This window comes from Stenotrophomonas rhizophila, from assembly GCF_001704155.1.
GTDB lineage: Bacteria > Pseudomonadota > Gammaproteobacteria > Xanthomonadales > Xanthomonadaceae > Stenotrophomonas > Stenotrophomonas rhizophila_A.
This window is the reverse complement of the sequence record NZ_CP016294.1, coordinates 2,071,254-2,086,805: the sequence shown is the minus strand read 5'-3', so window position 1 is coordinate 2,086,805 and position 15,552 is coordinate 2,071,254. Positions and strand designations below refer to the sequence as shown.

General features: G+C 68.8%; 14 protein-coding genes. All 14 read left to right on the top strand.

All coding sequences use genetic code 11. The features are described from left to right. Positions 1–128 precede the first annotated feature (128 nt). The 14 genes from BAY15_RS09415 (at position 129) to BAY15_RS09350 (ending at position 15,543) form a co-directional block, all read left to right on the top strand. Entirely contained in the window at positions 129–2,003 is a 1,875-nt protein-coding gene (locus BAY15_RS09415; protein ID WP_068854641.1) for an AAA family ATPase, read from the top strand. Next, positions 1,990–2,877, top strand: a complete 888-nt coding sequence (locus tag BAY15_RS09410) for a MinD/ParA family ATP-binding protein (protein ID WP_068851643.1) — start codon at positions 1,990–1,992, stop codon at positions 2,875–2,877. Before BAY15_RS09415 ends, BAY15_RS09410 begins: the two co-directional genes overlap by 14 nt. Beyond that, positions 2,874–3,620: an RNA polymerase sigma factor FliA gene (locus BAY15_RS09405; RefSeq protein ID WP_068851640.1), complete on the top strand. Its 747-nt coding sequence runs from the start codon at positions 2,874–2,876 to the stop codon at positions 3,618–3,620. The genes BAY15_RS09410 and BAY15_RS09405 overlap by 4 nt, the downstream gene beginning before the upstream one ends. 16 nt (positions 3,621–3,636) lie before the next feature. Then, positions 3,637–4,029 (top strand): chemotaxis response regulator CheY, encoded by a 393-nt coding sequence (gene cheY / locus BAY15_RS09400; RefSeq protein WP_068851637.1) that lies wholly within the window; start codon positions 3,637–3,639, stop codon positions 4,027–4,029. Then, positions 4,029–4,643, top strand: coding sequence for a protein phosphatase CheZ (locus tag BAY15_RS09395; RefSeq protein WP_068851634.1), 615 nt, complete (start codon positions 4,029–4,031; stop codon positions 4,641–4,643). Before cheY ends, BAY15_RS09395 begins: the two co-directional genes overlap by 1 nt. Positions 4,644–4,647: 4 nt before the next feature. After that, positions 4,648–6,480, top strand: coding sequence for a chemotaxis protein CheA (locus BAY15_RS09390; RefSeq protein ID WP_068851631.1), 1,833 nt, complete (start codon positions 4,648–4,650; stop codon positions 6,478–6,480). A gap of 69 nt (positions 6,481–6,549) precedes the next feature. Beyond that, positions 6,550–7,290: a flagellar motor protein gene (locus tag BAY15_RS09385; protein WP_068851628.1), complete on the top strand. Its 741-nt coding sequence runs from the start codon at positions 6,550–6,552 to the stop codon at positions 7,288–7,290. Position 7,291: 1 nt separating this feature from the next. Beyond that, positions 7,292–8,284, top strand: a complete 993-nt coding sequence (gene motD / locus BAY15_RS09380) for a flagellar motor protein MotD (RefSeq protein ID WP_068851625.1) — start codon at positions 7,292–7,294, stop codon at positions 8,282–8,284. 4 nt (positions 8,285–8,288) lie between these two features. Continuing rightward, positions 8,289–9,071 (top strand): ParA family protein, encoded by a 783-nt coding sequence (locus tag BAY15_RS09375; protein WP_068851622.1) that lies wholly within the window; start codon positions 8,289–8,291, stop codon positions 9,069–9,071. Beyond that, complete coding sequence (locus BAY15_RS09370; RefSeq protein WP_068851619.1) at positions 9,068–10,090, top strand: chemotaxis protein CheW; 1,023 nt, start codon at positions 9,068–9,070, stop codon at positions 10,088–10,090. Before BAY15_RS09375 ends, BAY15_RS09370 begins: the two co-directional genes overlap by 4 nt. Before the next feature lie 79 nt (positions 10,091–10,169). Beyond that, positions 10,170–10,478 carry an STAS domain-containing protein gene (locus tag BAY15_RS09365; RefSeq protein WP_068851616.1) on the top strand — a complete coding sequence of 103 codons (309 nt, stop codon included), beginning with the start codon at positions 10,170–10,172 and terminating at the stop codon, positions 10,476–10,478. Beyond that, the gene (locus BAY15_RS09360) at positions 10,475–10,840 is read left to right on the top strand and encodes a response regulator (RefSeq protein ID WP_038688521.1); all 366 of its coding nucleotides are present in this window, start codon (positions 10,475–10,477) and stop codon (positions 10,838–10,840) included. Before BAY15_RS09365 ends, BAY15_RS09360 begins: the two co-directional genes overlap by 4 nt. 48 nt (positions 10,841–10,888) lie before the next feature. Continuing rightward, positions 10,889–12,874 (top strand): chemotaxis protein CheA, encoded by a 1,986-nt coding sequence (locus tag BAY15_RS09355; protein WP_068851614.1) that lies wholly within the window; start codon positions 10,889–10,891, stop codon positions 12,872–12,874. A 434-nt stretch (positions 12,875–13,308) separates the two neighbouring features. Continuing rightward, positions 13,309–15,543 (top strand): methyl-accepting chemotaxis protein, encoded by a 2,235-nt coding sequence (locus BAY15_RS09350; RefSeq protein WP_068851611.1) that lies wholly within the window; start codon positions 13,309–13,311, stop codon positions 15,541–15,543. Positions 15,544–15,552: the final 9 nt, after the last annotated feature.

Genomic DNA, 15,552 nt, shown 5'->3' with positions numbered 1-15,552 from the left:
TCAGAAAACAGACACCCCCATTTCGCAATCACCGCAGCAGGACAAGAAGGGAAACCCGGACCGTGCAGACCACCGACAACCAGCGCTTCCCTTCCACCCCCCAGCCGCCCCAGTCCCGGTACCACAGCATGAAAATCAAACGCTTCGTCGCTCCCGATATGCGCTCTGCCATGAACCTGGTGCGCAAGGAACACGGTCCGGATGCCGTGATCCTGTCCAATCGCCGGATCGAGGAAGGCGTGGAAATCGTGGCCGCGGCGAACTATGACGAAGGCGCGGTGCAGCGTGCACTGGAAGCGGCGCGCAAGGACGTGGCGCCGCCGCCGCCGGCCCCGCGCCCGCGCAACGCCGCCGATGCGGTGATCGCCGCGGTGACCCGCCGCAAGGCACCGGCCGCCGCGCCGGAACCGGTGGCGGCCACCACCTCGGCCGTGGCCGCCCTCGCCCGCGCCGCCGTCGGCGCGACCGGCCGCACCCTGGACAGCGCCAACGAAATCGTGCCGCCGCCGGGCAGCAGCGGCTTTGCCGCCACCCTGGCCCGCGCCAACGTGCAGCCGGCCACCCATCTGCCGGAACAGATCTTCGCCCCGTTCAATGTTGAGCAGGCTGCCGCCGCCGAACGCACCGTGGTCGCGCCGGTCGCCGACGCCGCACCGGTGGCAGTGGAAGCACCGGTCCGCGCCGCTGCGCCGGCCCCGGCCAACCGCGCCCGCTTCATCATCGACCCGCCGCTGGACGAAGCACCGCTGTTCGAGATGCACGCTCCGGCAGGCCGCACCAGCATCCCGCCGCAGCTGCCGCAGATGCCGGCGCAGCAGATGCAGCGGGCTCCCCTTGAGGCCCCGGCGGCGCCGCTGTGGGAAACCGTGCCGGTGGTCCCGGCCGCGGCCAGCCCGGCCATCCAGATCGACGATTCGGCGGTGTTTGCCGCGCCCGCTCCGGTGGTTGTGGACGCCATCGCCGCGCCGGTCGCCGCCATGACCGTTGCTGCACCGGTCGAGCCGTCGCTGCAGGCCGCCAACGAACCGACGGTGCCGGCCGAGGTCATCACCGCCCCGGTGCCTGCCGTCGCCGCCCCGGTCACCCTGGTCCGCGACGATGAGGAACTGCGCCAGCTGCGGAATGAAGTGGCCGGCATGCGCACCGTCATCGAGCGCGAAATGAACCGCTTCACCGACGAGCGCCTGCGCGGCTCGGCGGTGCGTGCCGCCGCGCTGGACCTGATGGACGAATACGGTTTCGACGCCGGCATCTGCCGCGATGTGGCCCTGCAGATCCCGCTGGACACCGAAGCCCACCGTGGCCGTGGCCTGATGCTGGGGCTGCTGTCCAAGAAGCTGCCGATCGCCCCGGTCGACCCGCTGGAGGCCGGCGGCGTGATCGCCCTGGTCGGTCCCACCGGTGCCGGCAAGACCACCACCATCGCCAAGCTGGCCTCGCGCTTCGCCGAAGCCCACGCCGCCCGCGACGTGGCCCTGGTCACCACCGATACCGCCCGCATCGGCGCCCGCGAACAGCTGTACGGCTTCGGCCGCCAGCTCGGCATCGCCGTGCATGAAGCCAACAGTGGCAGCGACCTGGCCCAGCTGCTGGAGCGCCTGAAGGACTACAAGCTGGTGCTGATCGACACCGCCGGCCTGGGCCCGCGTGACCGCGCCCTGGCCGCCCAGCTGCAGTGGCTCCGCGCCGCCCCGCAGATCCGCACGCTGCTGGTGCTGCCGGCCAACACCAGCTTCGGCGACATGGACGAGGTGGTCCGCCGCTTCAGCGGCGCCAACCCGCAGGGCGTGGTGCTGAGCAAGCTGGACGAGACCGGCCGCTTCGGTACCGCGCTGTCGGTGGCCGTCGACCACCGCCTGCCGATCACCTGGGTCACCGACGGGCAGGACGTTCCCGAAGACCTGCACCGGGCCAGTGCAGCCAATCTTGTACTTCGCCTTGAAGATTTGCGCCGCGCGGCCGATATGCCCTGCAACCCGGAGTTGAACCATGCCGTCGCGTGAGTATGAAAACCTGACCAGGACCTTCCCGTTGTCGGCCACCCGCAGCCAGCCGCTGGGCCCGGTCCGCACCATCGCCGTCACCGGCGGCAAGGGCGGCGTGGGCAAGACCAATGTGTCGGCCAACCTGGCCGTGGCGCTGGCCGACATGGGCAAGCGCACGCTGCTGCTGGATGCCGACCTGGGCCTGGCCAACATCGATGTGATCCTGGGCCTGCAGCCCAAGCTGACCCTGGCCGACCTGGTCGCCGGGCGCTGCACGCTGGATGAAGTGATCCTGGAAGGCCCGGGTGGCGTGCTGGTGGTGCCGGCCGCGTCGGGCCGCCGCCACATGGCCGAACTGCAGCCGGCCGAACACGTGGGCCTGGTCAACGTGTTCTCCGAACTGGAACGCGATCTGGACTTCATGGTGGTCGACACCGCCGCCGGCATCACCGACGGCGTGCTCACCTTCTGCCAGGCCGCCCAGGACACCGTGGTGGTGGTCTGCGACGAACCGGCCTCGATCACCGATGCCTATGCGCTGATCAAGGTGCTCTCGCGCGAACGTGGCGTGGACCGCATCCAGGTGGTCGCCAACATGGTGCGTGATCCGAACGAAGGCCGCGTGCTCTACGAAAAGCTGAGCCGGGTCTGTGACAAGTTCCTGGCCGATGTCTCGCTGAACTACCTGGGCTGCGTGCCGCAGGACGACTGGTTGCGCCTGTCGGTGCAGCGCCAGCAGCCGGTGGTGAAGGCCTACCCGTCCAGCCCGTCGGCGCAGGCGATCGCCGAGATCGCCCGGCGCACCGCCCGCTGGCAGGCCCCGACCGAGCCGCGCGGCGGCGTTGAATTCTTCCTGGAACGCATCCTCAAGCAACGCGGGGTGACCGCATGAAAGGCGCCGCACAATACAAAGAGGTGCAGCGCGCCGCTGCCAACGAGTGCATTGCCCAGCACTCGGACCTGGTCCGGCGCATCGCCCACCACCTGGCCGCACGCCTGCCGGCCAGCGTTGAAGTCGACGACCTGATCCAGGCCGGCATGATGGGCCTGATCGAGGCCTCGCGCAGCTACGACGCCGACCAGGGCGCCTCGTTCGAAACCTACGCCTCGATCCGCATCCGCGGCTCGATGATCGACGAGATCCGCCGCGGCGACTGGGTGCCGCGTTCGGTGCACCGCCGTGCCCGCGACGCCGCGTCCACCATCCGCCGGCTGGAGCAGACCACCGGCCGCGCCGCCAGCGCCACCGAAGTGGCCGCCGCGATGGACATGCCGCTGCCCGACTACCTGCGCCTGATGGAAGACGCCGCGCGTGGCCAGGTGCTGAGCCTGGAATCGCGGATCGAAGACCAGGGCGAGCTGGATACCGTCGCCCAGGGCGGCCCGACTCCGCAGCAGGTGCTGGAGCGCGGCGAATTCGGCCGCGAGCTGGGCAATGCGATCGGCCTGCTGCCCGAACGCGAACAGCTGGTGCTGTCGCTGTACTACGAGCAGGAACTGAACCTGAAAGAGATCGGCGCGGTGCTCGGCGTCAGCGAGTCGCGCGTCTGCCAGATCCATGGCCAGGCAGTGCTGCGCCTGCGTGGCCGACTGAAGATCTTCGAGGCGGCCGACGCCGGCCTCGAGAACACTTGATACCGAGGAAAGTGCTTTGAACAAGAACATGCGTATCCTGATCGTCGACGACTTCTCGACCATGCGTCGTATCGTCAAGAACCTGCTGGGCGATCTGGGCTTCACCAATACGGCCGAAGCCGAGGACGGGCATGCCGCGCTGGCCCTGCTGCAGAGCCAGTCGTTCGATTTCGTGGTCACCGACTGGAACATGCCGGTCATGACCGGTATCGACCTGCTCAAGGCGATCCGCGCCGACGCCAAGCTCAAGACCCTGCCGGTGCTGATGGTCACCGCCGAAGCCAAGCGCGAGCAGATCATTGAAGCCGCCCAGTCCGGCGTGAACGGCTACATCATCAAGCCGTTCACCGCCCAGACCCTGGAAGAAAAGCTCGGCAAGATCTTCGAGCGCCTGGCGGCCAGCGCGTGATGGAAACCCTTCGCGACAAATCGGCGCTGGTGCAGCGCCTGCAGGATGCCCTGGCCGCGCTGGAAAGCGGCGACGAAGCCGGCTGGCGCCGGGAAATCGACGCCCTGGCCGCGCTGCGCACCCAGCCGATGATGGCCGGGCTGAACCGCCTTGCCCGCGAACTGGGCCAGGCGCTGGGCGAACTGCCCACCCTGCCCAGCGAAGCCGGCGAGCTTGACGATGCCTGCGCGCGCCTGGACCACGTGGTGGCGATGACCGAACAGGCCACCCACCGCACCCTGGACCTGGCCGAGGAATGCCGCGCGCTCACCGAGCAGCTGCGTGCCAACGGGCTGAGCCCGGACCAGGACCAGCAGCTGGACCGCATCCGCCACAACCTCACCGAGATCGCGCTCACCCAGAGCTACCAGGATCTCACCGGGCAGATCATCCGCCGCGTGGTGGGCATCGTGCGCCGCGTGCACGAAGGCTTCGGCGCGCTCGGCCTGCCGCCGCCGGACGACAGCGCGCACAAGCGCGACAACGGCCTGGCCGGTCCGGCCGTGAGCGGCCTGGACCGCCATCAGGTGTCACAGGTCGACGCCGACGACCTGCTTTCCGATTTGGGGCTTTGAAACCATGAGTGCTGTTCCAGACGACATTGCTGCAGACTTCATCCTCGAGGCCCAGGAGATCCTGGATCGCCTCGGCGAACAGCTGGTGTCGCTGGAGCAGTCGCCCCAGGACAGCGACCAGCTCAACGCGGTGTTCCGCGGGTTCCACACGCTCAAGGGCGGTGCCGGCTTCCTGGGCATCCAGGCCATGGTCGAGCTGTGCCACGCCGCCGAAGAAACCCTTGGCATGGCCCGCTCGGGCCAGGCCGTGCTGCAGGCCCACCATTTCGACGCCGGCCAGCAATCGCTGGATTACCTGCAGTCGATGCTGGATTCGGTGGCCGCCGGCACCGAGCCGGGCTATGCCCCGCCGGAACTGATCGCGCAGTTCGACGTCAACGGACCGGCCACGCCGGCACCGGCCGCGACGGCGGCCGCCTCGAGCGGCGAGCTCATCACCGACGATGAATTCGAAGCCCTGCTGGATACCCTGCACGGCGGCGCGGCTCCCACTGCCGTGGCGAAAAAGAACGACGATGGCCTGATCGGCGAAGACGAATTCGAAGCCCTGCTCGACCAGCTGCATGGCGGCGCCGCTCCCGGCGCGCAGAGCGTGGCCGCAGCGGCACCCGCCCCGGCCGTCGCGCCGCGCCCGGTCGCCGCTCCGGCCCCGGCCAAGCCGGCCGTCAACAAGCCGGTGGCCGAAGCCGAACACACCGTGCGCGTGGATACCAAGCGCCTGGATGCCATCGTCAACCTGATCGGCGAACTGGTGCTGTCGCGCAACCGGCTCAAGACCCTGCGTGCACGCCTGCACGACGAAGAACTGGACCGCGCCGTGTCCACGCTGGATATCGCCACCGCGCGCCTGCAGTCGGCGGTGATGCGCACCCGCATGCAGCCGGTGGGCAAGGTGTTCTCACGCTTCCCGAAGGTCGCCCGCGACGTGGCCCGCAACCTGAAGAAGGAAGTGGAGCTGGAACTGATCGGGGCGGAAACCGAACTGGACCGCAACCTGGTCGAAGCCCTGGCCGACCCGCTGGTGCACCTGGTGCGCAACGCGATCGACCACGGCATTGAAATGCCCGAGCTGCGCGAAGCCCAGGGCAAGACACGCAGCGGCAACGTGCGCCTGTCCGCGCAGCAGGAAGGCGACTACGTCAGCATTGAAGTGCAGGACGACGGCGCCGGCATCGACCCCGAGCGCCTGCGCGCCAAGGCCCGCGAAAAGGGCCTGATCGATCCCGAAGCCGCCGCCCGCCTGACCAGCGAGGAATGCCTGCACCTGGTGTTCCTGCCCGGCTTCTCGACCAAGCAGGAAGTCACCGATATCTCCGGTCGTGGCGTCGGCATGGACGTGGTGCAGTCGCGCATCCGCGAGCTCAGCGGCCAGATCCAGATCCAGTCCGAACTGGGCCGCGGCAGCCGTTTCATGATCCGCGTGCCGCTCACCCTGGCGATCCTGCCGACCCTGCTGGTGCAGGCCGGCGAGGACGTCTACGCACTGCCGCTGGCACGCGTGATGGAAGTGCTGCACGCGCCGAACACCTCGCTGGGCTGGTTCGACGGCCGCGCCGTGCTCGACCGCAGGACCCATACCCTGCCGCTGGTGGACCTGCGCCACTGGCTCGATGTGGATCCGGCGCCCTCGCCCCTGCTCACCATCGTGGTGCTGCAGGCCGGCGAAGCCCGCTTCGGGCTGGTGGTGGACCAGGTGCGTGGCCGCGAGGAAGTGGTGATCAAGCCGCTGCCCAAGGCCCTGCGCGGCCTGCGCGGCTACGCCGGCGCCACCCTGATCGGCGACGGCCGCATGTCCCTGATCCTCGACGTGGACGGCCTGCGCACCCCGCACGATTGACATGCGTGGGGCTGAACCCCCGATAGCCCCGCAATTCAAGTCCCCCACCCGCAAGCCGATATCGGACAAATGGACAGACTCAGCCTCATTGGACTTTTCCTCGCCCTGGCCTCGCTGGTCGGCGGCAGCATCCTCAAGGGTGCCGGGCTGGCGTCGCTGTGGTCCCCTGCCGCCTTCGTGATCGTCATCGTCGGCACCCTGGCCGCCATCCTGCTGCACACCTCGCCGGCCGTGTTCAAGCACGCCTTCAAGATCGTGCGCTGGGTCGTGCGCCCGCCGGCCAGCGACCGTGCCGAGCTGATCCGCCAGATCGTGGAATGGAGCAACATCGCCCGCCGCCAGGGCCTGCTCGGCCTGGAAGCCCAGGTCGACGCGCAGGACGACCCGTTCCTGCGCAAGGGCCTGCAGCTGCTGGTGGACGGCGTGGAGCCGGAAACCATCCGGCACATGATGGAAATCGAACTGGGCAGCCAGGAAAGCCAGGACCTGGCCGCCTCCAAGGTGTTCGAAGGCATGGGCATCTACGCGCCCACGCTGGGCATCATCGGCGCCGTGCTCGGCCTGATCGCGGTGATGAAGAACCTGGCCGACCCGAGCAAGCTCGGCCACGGCATCGCCGCTGCGTTCACCGCCACGATCTACGGCATCGCCTCGGCCAACCTGCTGTTCCTGCCGGTGTCGGCCAAGCTCAAGAGCGTGATCCACCACAACAGCCGCGACCGCGAAATGATCATCGAAGGCCTGATCTCGATTGCCCAGGGCGAGAACCCGCGCAACATCGAGACCAACCTGTCGGGGTTCCTGCACTGACATGGCCCGCCGCAAAGCCCACGAAGAGCACGCCAACCATGAGGCCTGGGCGATTCCCTACGCCGACCTCATGACGCTGCTGCTTGCCTTCTTCGTGGTCATGTACGCCATCTCCTCGCTCAACGAAGGCAAGTACCGGGTCATGGCCGACGCCCTGACCACCGCCTTCGGTGGCGCGCCGCGCACCATCAACCCGGTGCAGGTCGGCAACCAGCAGGTGCAGGGTGGCGGCTGGGACAGCCCCTCGGTGATCAAGGCGGGCAACCGCGTTGGCCCGTCGGCACCGTCGCCCAGCAACGACCCCACCCTGCTGCCGGCGATGGCCTCGCAGATGCGCATGCCGGTGTCTGTGCACAACCAGCAACAGCTGCAGGCCGCAGAGCGCCAGCTCAACAGCATCGCCGACCGCCTCACCGCCACGCTGGCCCCGCTGATCGACCGCGGCATGATCACCGTGCGCCGCACCGAGCTGTGGATCGAAGTGGAGATCAACAGCGACATCCTGTTCACCACCGGCTCGGCCACGCTCGACGTGCACGCACGCGACACCCTGTCTTCGCTGGCCCAGGTGTTGCACGACGCGCCCAACGGCGTGCGCGTGGAAGGCCACACCGATGATGTGCCGATCGCCACCGCATTGTTCCCGTCCAACTGGGAACTGTCGGCCGCGCGTGCGGCCAGCGTGGTGCACCTGTTCGCCGACCAGGGCGTGCAGCCGGCGCGGCTGGCGATGGTCGGCTATGGCCAGTTCCGCCCGCGCGAAGACAACACCAGCGCGCAGGGCCGCAACCGCAACCGCCGGGTGATGGTCATCATCCTGGCCGACACCGCGCAGGGCACGGACCCGCTGGGCCCGCAGCTCACCGCCGAAACCGGCACCGCGCCGGCGCCGGCCACGCCCTCCCCCGTTTCCCCCCTCGCCCCGGTGCAGCTGCCACCGGTGCCGGCCGGCAGCCGCGTTGGCGCCGCCGTTCCCCCCGCAATGAAGGAGTAAGCCGATGCGTATCTGGGCAATCGCCAACCAGAAGGGCGGCGTGGGCAAGACCACCACCACCCTCGCGCTCGGCCGCGGCCTGGCCGCCCTGGGCCACCGCGTGCTGCTGATCGACCTCGATCCGCACTCCTCGCTGACCCGCGCTTTCGGCGTGCCGCTGGATCCGCCGCCGGCCGGCGTACTGGAGCTGTTCGGCACCCCGCCGGCCGAACTGGGCAGCCTGGCCCACCACAGCCAGGTGCCCGGCCTGGACTTCATCTGCGCGCAGGCCGCGCTGGCTACGCTCGAACGGCGCAGCGCCAACCAGCCCGGCCTGGGCCTGGCCCTGCAGCACGCGATGACCCGCCACCAGGGCCAGCACGACTACATCCTGCTCGACTGCGCGCCCACGCTGGGCCTGCTGATGATCAACGCACTTGCCGCGGCCGACCGCCTGATCATTCCGACCCAGGCCGAGCCGCTGGCCCTGCACGGCCTGGATGGCATGGTGCGGACCGGCGAGATGGTCGAGCGTTCGCGCCGCCGCCCGCTGCCGATGTCGATCCTGCCGACCCTGTTCGACCGCCGCACCCGCGCCGGCAACGAAACCGTCAAGCAGATGCAGGACCGCCACGGCCACCGCGTGTGGGAAGACGCCATTCCGGTGGACACGCGCATCTGCAACGCCGCCAGCCTGACCGTGCCGGCGACCTCCGACGAGTACCCGGGCCGTGGCCTGGCCGCGTACCGGCGTGCGCTGGAATGGATCCTCGCCGACGACGCGCTGCAGATGGAGCGCGCGGCATGAACAGCACCGGCGTACTCGACGACTATCTCGAGGAACTGCTCGGCGATGCCGTGCCGGTGACCGCCGTGGCGATCGCCGACGCGGAAGATGCCAACGGCGCACCCGCCTTCGATACCCCGACCTCACCGGGCGCACCGGCCGCCATGGCGTTGCTGGACGAACTGATGAACGACCCGGCACTGGGTCCCGTGGTGGAGGCTGCTGCTCCGGCTGCGGCGTTTGATACGCCCACCTCGCCGGGTGCGCCGGCCCATCTTGCCCTGCTGGATGAACTGCTCAACGACCCGGCCCTGGGCCCGGTCGAGGTGGCCGCTACACCGGACGCCTCGCGCCCCAGTTGGGACGATCTGCCAGCGGAAGCGCTCCACGACATTGTGCCGGTGGCCGTGGCGGCGCCCGTGCGCGCACCGGTCCCGGCCGCTGTCCCGGCACCGGTCGCCCGCACTGCACCGCCGCCGCCCCCACCCGTGGCAGCACCGCGCCCGGTGGCACCCGCTCCCGTTCCCGCCCCCTCCGGCCGCCCCAGCAGCTGGCAGGAGCTGCAGGCCCAGGCCCGCAACCCGGCCTCCAGCCCCCGCGGCGATCGCCGCGCCGCCGAGCGCACCTCGCGCTGGCTGCGCCTGCGCTGCGGCCCCCAGGCCTACGCGCTGGAGCTGCTGAAGGTGCAGGAGGTGGTGCTGCCGGTACCGCTGCTGCCGCTGCGCGGCACCCCGTCGGCGATGCTGGGCATCATGAACCTGCGCGGCCAGGTGGTGCCGGTGATGGACCTGGGCATCCACCTGGGCACCGGTCCCGCCAGCGACGACGCCAACACCCGCATCGTGGTGCTGGAAGAGGACGGCGAGACCATGGGCCTGCGCGTATCGGCCGTGGAAGACGTGGCCAACCTCACCGATTCGCAGATCGAACCGCCCGATACGGCGCGGATCTGCCAGATCTCCAACGACCTGTTCCGCGGCGTGGCCCGGGTCACGGCCCAGCCGATGATCCTGCTGGATGCCACGCAGCTGTTGAATTGATCCAGCGTGGCCGGACCTCCCCTAAAGGTTTCCAGAAATACGCCGTTATAGACCTCGGAACCGTTTGTCCGGAGCAACGATGAGCACTGTGGCCCTGGGTGATGATCTCGGAATCGAGACCAGCACCGAGCTCAAAACACGCCTGGCCCCCTTGGTGGACCAGGGCGGCGACCTGACGCTGGATGCCAGCCAGGTGGGCCGTATCCATACCGCGTCGGTGCAGGTCCTGTGCGCGTTCGTCGAGGCCCGCCGCCTGGCCGGCCACCCGACCGCGTTCGACGGCTGCACGGCCACCTTCCGCGATGCCGCGCGCCTGCTCGGTGTCACCCAGGCCCTGGGCCTGGACGCAACCCATGACAACCTGAAATCTGTGGAGAACGCGGCATGAGCGCACGTATCTTGGTGGTGGACGATTCGGCGTCAATGCGCCAGATGGTTTCCTTCGCCCTCACCTCGGCCGGCTTTTCCGTCGAAGAAGCCGAAGACGGCGCCGTCGCCCTGGGCCGGGCCAAGGGCCAGCGCTTCAACGCGGTGGTGACCGACGTGAACATGCCGAACATGGACGGCATCTCGCTGATCCGCGAGCTGCGCCAGCTGCCGGACTACAAGTTCACCCCGATGCTGATGCTGACCACCGAATCGGCCGCCGACAAGAAGTCCGAAGGCAAGGCGGCTGGTGCAACCGGCTGGCTGGTCAAGCCGTTCAACCCGGAACAGCTGGTCGCGACCGTCCAGAAAGTCCTGGGCTGATCCCCACCCGCCTTCCCCTCCCCCTTTGGTAACCGGACCCGAACGCCCATGAGCATGGACCTGCAACGCTTCCACGCCACCTTCTTCGAGGAAAGCCGCGAGGGCCTGGACGCGATGGAAGCGGGCTTGCTGGCACTGGAATCGGGCCAGCAGGATCCGGAAATCATCAACTCGGTGTTCCGCGCCGCGCACTCCATCAAGGGCGGCGCCGGCACCTTCGGCTTCGACGCCATCGCCGCGCTGACCCACGTACTGGAAACGCTGCTGGACGAACTGCGCGCCGGCAAGCGCGCGCTGGAAGCGGCGGCCGTGGATGCCATGCTGTCGTCGGTGGACGTGCTGCGCGCCCTGCTGCGCGAAGCCGAACACGGCCAGCCGGCCGACCCGCAGGCGGTGGCCGCGGTCAAGGCACGCCTGGAAGCGGTGCTGTCCGGCCAGGCGCCGAGCGCCGCCGCGCCGGTTGCCGCCAAGGTCGATGACACCCCTGAAGCGTGGCAGATCGGTTTCGTGCCGGCGCCATCGCTGTTCATGAGCGGCAACGATCCGCTGCGCATCATCCGCGAACTGGAACACCTGGGCTCGCTGCAGGTCGCCGCGCGACTGGAACGCCTGCCCGGCTTCGACCAGCTCGACCCGCTCGAAGCCCACCTGGCATGGGACCTGGGCCTGGTCGGCAAGGTGCCGCGCAGCAAGATCGAAGACACCTTCGCCTGGGTCGTGGACGACTGCGAACTGGACATCCGTCCGGCCGCACCGCCGAGCCTGGCCACCAGCGCCCCGGCCGCCGCCGCGCCTACCGCCCCCGTGGCCGCCCCGGCAGCGCCTGCCGCCGCAGCCGCGGCCGCACCGGCTGCCACCAGCGAAGCGGAAACCTCCATCCGCGTCGCCGTGGAAAAGGTCGATGCGCTGATCAACCTGGTCGGCGAACTCGTCATCACCCAGGCCATGCTCAAGCAGGTCTCGCACGCCCTGGACCCGGTGCATGCCGAGCAGCTGTTCGCCGGCCTGGACCTGCTGGAACGCAACACCCGCGACCTGCAGGAAGCGGTGATCGGCGTGCGCATGCTGCCGGTGGACGCGGTATTCCGCCGCTTCCCGCGCCTGGTCCGCGATCTCTCCTCGCGCCTGGGCAAGCACGTGCGCCTGCGCACCATCGGCGAAGGCACCGAGCTGGACAAGGGCCTGATCGAAAAGATCGCCGATCCGCTGGTGCACCTGGTGCGCAACTCGATCGACCACGGCCTGGAAATGCCCGACGTCCGCCGCGACGCCGGCAAGGACGAAACCGGCACCATTACCCTGGCCGCATCGCACCAGGGCGGTCACATCGTCATCGAAGTCAGCGATGACGGCCGTGGCCTGAACCGCGACAAGATCCTAGCCAAGGCGCTCGAACGCGGCCTGGCCGTGCCGGACAACCCCACCGATGCGCAGGTCTGGGACCTGATCTTCCAGCCCGGCTTCTCCACCGCCGATGCCGTCACGGATCTGTCTGGTCGTGGCGTGGGCATGGACGTGGTCCGCCGCAACATCCAGGCGCTGGGTGGCGAAGTGCAGCTGGAAAGCAGGGCCGGCAATGGCACCCGCGTGCTGATCCGCCTGCCGCTCACCCTGGCCATCCTCGACGGCATGACCGTGGCGGTGGCGGGCGAAACCGTGATCCTGCCGCTGGCGTACGTGCTCGAAGCGCTGCAGCCGCAGCCGGAAGACGTGCGTTCGATGGCCGGCGAAGGCCGTGTGCTGCGCGTGCGTGGCGAGTACCTGCCGATCCTGTCGCTGAGCGAGTATTACGGCTTCGGCCGCCGCACCACCGATGATTCGCTGGTGGTGGTGGTGGAAGGCGATGGCCAGAAGATCGCGCTGGAAGTGGACGAACTGGTCGGCCAGCAGCAGGTGGTGGTCAAGAACATCGAGAACAACTACCGGCGTATCAGCGGTGTGTCCGGTGCGACCATTCTCGGGGACGGCCGCGTTGCGCTGATCGTGGATATCGGTGGCCTGGTGCGTTCGCTGCGGGTGCCGCAGGCGGCGTAACGCCACAACTGATCGCGCCGACCGTTGGTCGGCTGCAAACGCCCCCGTCCGCCGACGGGGGCGTTTTTGTTTGTCGGTAGCCCCGGCCGTTGGCCGGATGCTCTTCGTTCCGGCGGCATGAACGTTTGATGGAAAACCGTGATGTCGGTCGGACGCGATACGGCTGCGTATCGGTGACCCATTCGCCACCGCATGGCAAAACCATTGGTATTACTTGCTTTCGCAACCAACGACCGCAACCCGCGCCGCTGCGTGGGTCACGAAAAAATGTGACATCGCGCACTCAAGAAACCGCCCCGCGCCGCCGTTATCCGCAATAGCGATGACACATTCATCGCCAGCCTGACGCCCTACCGCTTCGCCGCCTTTGCCCCTTGCCCTTCCGCCCAGCGTTCCCACGGCTGTGCGCCCTTGCCCTGCCCGGAGTTTCCCGCATGAAGTGGTTCCATGATCTGCCCATCAGCCGCAAACTCGCGGTCGGGTTTGCCCTCACCACCCTGATGACGGTCGCGCTGGGCGTGTTCGCCTTGGTGCGGCTGAACAGCCTCAACGCCGAGCTCGCCGCGATGGCGAGCAACGACATTCCGTCCGTGCAGCACTTGGGCGAAGTCCGCGCGCAGCTGGGTGAGTTCCGCACCTTTGAACTGGCCCAGCTGAGCATGCTGGACCAGCCGGACAAGGTCGCCGACTACAACAAGCGCATGGATGCCACCGCCAAGACCGTGCGCGACGAGCTGGGCGCCTACGCCGCTCTGCCCGCCGGCGAGAAGGAGAAGGGCCTCTACAGCAAGGTCGCCGCCGACCTCGAGGCCTACTTCGCCGCCAACGCCGAGATGCGCGCGGCCGTTGCCGCCGCTGATGGGGTGCTGGCCCAGCAGATCTCCGATGAGAAGTCGCGCCCGGCGCGCCGCAAGATGTTCGACGACCTCAAGGAGCTCGGCGCCTTCAGCAGCGGCCTGATGCAGGCGAAGATCGCTGAAGCCAACGCCACCCACCGCAGCAGCGTGGTGGCCATCATCACCAGCATCGTGCTGCTGTCGCTGCTCGCCGTGGCGATGGGCGTGGTGATCGCGCGCGCGGTGACCCGGCCGATCCGCCAGGCCATGCAGGCCATCCAGGCCGTCGCTCGTGGCGACCTGTCGGTGAACATCGCCTCCAGCACCACCGCAGATGAAGCCGGCCGCATGCTGGCGGCCACCCGCGACATGACCCTGATGCTGCGCCGCTACTCCAGCGAAACCCAGCAGATGGTCGAAATGCACGCCGGCCCGGACATCAGCCACCGCATCCCGGAAGACTTCCCGGGCGTGTACGGCCAGCTGGCCGTGGGCGTGAACACGGTGATCTTCGAGCACCTGGACTCGATCAAGGACGCCATCAACGTGCTCAACCAGTACGCGGCCGGCGACCTGTCGCAGAACGCGCGCCGCCTGCCGGGCACCCGCGCGATCCTGCACGAATCGATGGACGCAGCGAAGGCCAGCCTGCTGGCGATCAACACCCAGATCCAGACCCTGGCCCAGGCTGCGGCCGCCGGCGACTTCAGCCAGCGCGGCGATGCCCTGCGCTTCGACCACGACTTCCGGGTCATGATCGAGCACCTCAATACCATGATGGAAGTCGCCGACGGCAACCTGTCGCAGCTGTCCCACCTGCTGCAGGCCATCGCCAACGGCGACCTCACCGCACGCATGCACGGCCAGTTCCACGGCGTGTTCGCAACCATGCGCGACGATGCCAACACCACCGTGGCCCAGCTGACCCAGATCGTCAGCCGCATCCAGCACGCCTCGGGCAGCATCAGCACCGCCGCCGGCGAGATCGCCTCGGGCAACAACGACCTGTCGCGCCGTACCGAACAGCAGGCCGCCAACCTGGAAGAAACCGCCGCCTCGATGGAGGAACTGACCTCCACCGTACGCCAGAACGCCGAACACGCCCGCCAGGCCAACCAGCTCGCCATCGGCGCGCACTCGGTGGCCTCGCAGGGCGGCGAAGTGGTCGGCAAGGTGGTCAGCACCATGCACGAGATCGACGCCTCCTCGCGCCGCATCGCCGACATCATCACCGTCATCGACGGCATCGCGTTCCAGACCAACATCCTGGCCCTGAACGCGGCGGTGGAAGCCGCCCGCGCCGGCGAACAGGGCCGTGGCTTCGCCGTGGTCGCCTCCGAAGTGCGCACCCTGGCCCAGCGCTCGGCCAGCGCCGCCAAGGAAATCAAGGGCCTGATCGACGAGTCGGTCGGCAAGGTCGCCGAAGGCTCGGCCCTGGTCAACCAGGCCGGTGCCACCATGGGCGAGATCGTGGCCTCGGTGCAGCGCGTGACCGACATCATGGCCGAGATCTCGGCCGCCTCGCAGGAACAGTCGGCCGGCATCGAGCAGGTCAACCAGACCGTGATGCAGATGGACGAAACCACCCAGCAGAACGCGGCGCTGGTCGAAGAAGCCACGGCCGCCGCCCGCTCCATGGAAGAACAGGCCGGCCACCTCACCGATGCGGTGTCGCTGTTCAAGCTCGAGGGCCAGGCGGCCCCGGTCGTCGCCGCTGCACCGGCCGCGCGCCACGCCGCCCCGGCCCGCCCGCGTGCCCCGGCCGCGCCGGTCCGCCGCGCGGCGGTGCGCGAACCCGTACTGGCCAACGAAGGCGACTGGCAGGAGTTCTGATCGTCGCCA

Bases quoted from the DNA above. Each gene is read 5' to 3' on its own strand.
- BAY15_RS09415 (WP_068854641.1), top strand. From the start codon at position 129: ATGAAAATCAAACGCTTCGTCGCTCCCGATATGCGCTCTGCCATGAAC.
- BAY15_RS09410 (WP_068851643.1), top strand. From the start codon at position 1,990: ATGCCGTCGCGTGAGTATGAAAACCTGACCAGGACCTTCCCGTTGTCG.
- BAY15_RS09405 (WP_068851640.1), top strand. From the start codon at position 2,874: ATGAAAGGCGCCGCACAATACAAAGAGGTGCAGCGCGCCGCTGCCAAC.
- BAY15_RS09395 (WP_068851634.1), top strand. From the start codon at position 4,029: ATGGAAACCCTTCGCGACAAATCGGCGCTGGTGCAGCGCCTGCAGGAT.
- BAY15_RS09390 (WP_068851631.1), top strand. From the start codon at position 4,648: ATGAGTGCTGTTCCAGACGACATTGCTGCAGACTTCATCCTCGAGGCC.
- BAY15_RS09385 (WP_068851628.1), top strand. From the start codon at position 6,550: ATGGACAGACTCAGCCTCATTGGACTTTTCCTCGCCCTGGCCTCGCTG.
- motD (WP_068851625.1), top strand. From the start codon at position 7,292: ATGGCCCGCCGCAAAGCCCACGAAGAGCACGCCAACCATGAGGCCTGG.
- BAY15_RS09375 (WP_068851622.1), top strand. From the start codon at position 8,289: ATGCGTATCTGGGCAATCGCCAACCAGAAGGGCGGCGTGGGCAAGACC.
- BAY15_RS09370 (WP_068851619.1), top strand. From the start codon at position 9,068: ATGAACAGCACCGGCGTACTCGACGACTATCTCGAGGAACTGCTCGGC.
- BAY15_RS09365 (WP_068851616.1), top strand. From the start codon at position 10,170: ATGAGCACTGTGGCCCTGGGTGATGATCTCGGAATCGAGACCAGCACC.
- BAY15_RS09360 (WP_038688521.1), top strand. From the start codon at position 10,475: ATGAGCGCACGTATCTTGGTGGTGGACGATTCGGCGTCAATGCGCCAG.
- BAY15_RS09355 (WP_068851614.1), top strand. From the start codon at position 10,889: ATGAGCATGGACCTGCAACGCTTCCACGCCACCTTCTTCGAGGAAAGC.
- BAY15_RS09350 (WP_068851611.1), top strand. From the start codon at position 13,309: ATGAAGTGGTTCCATGATCTGCCCATCAGCCGCAAACTCGCGGTCGGG.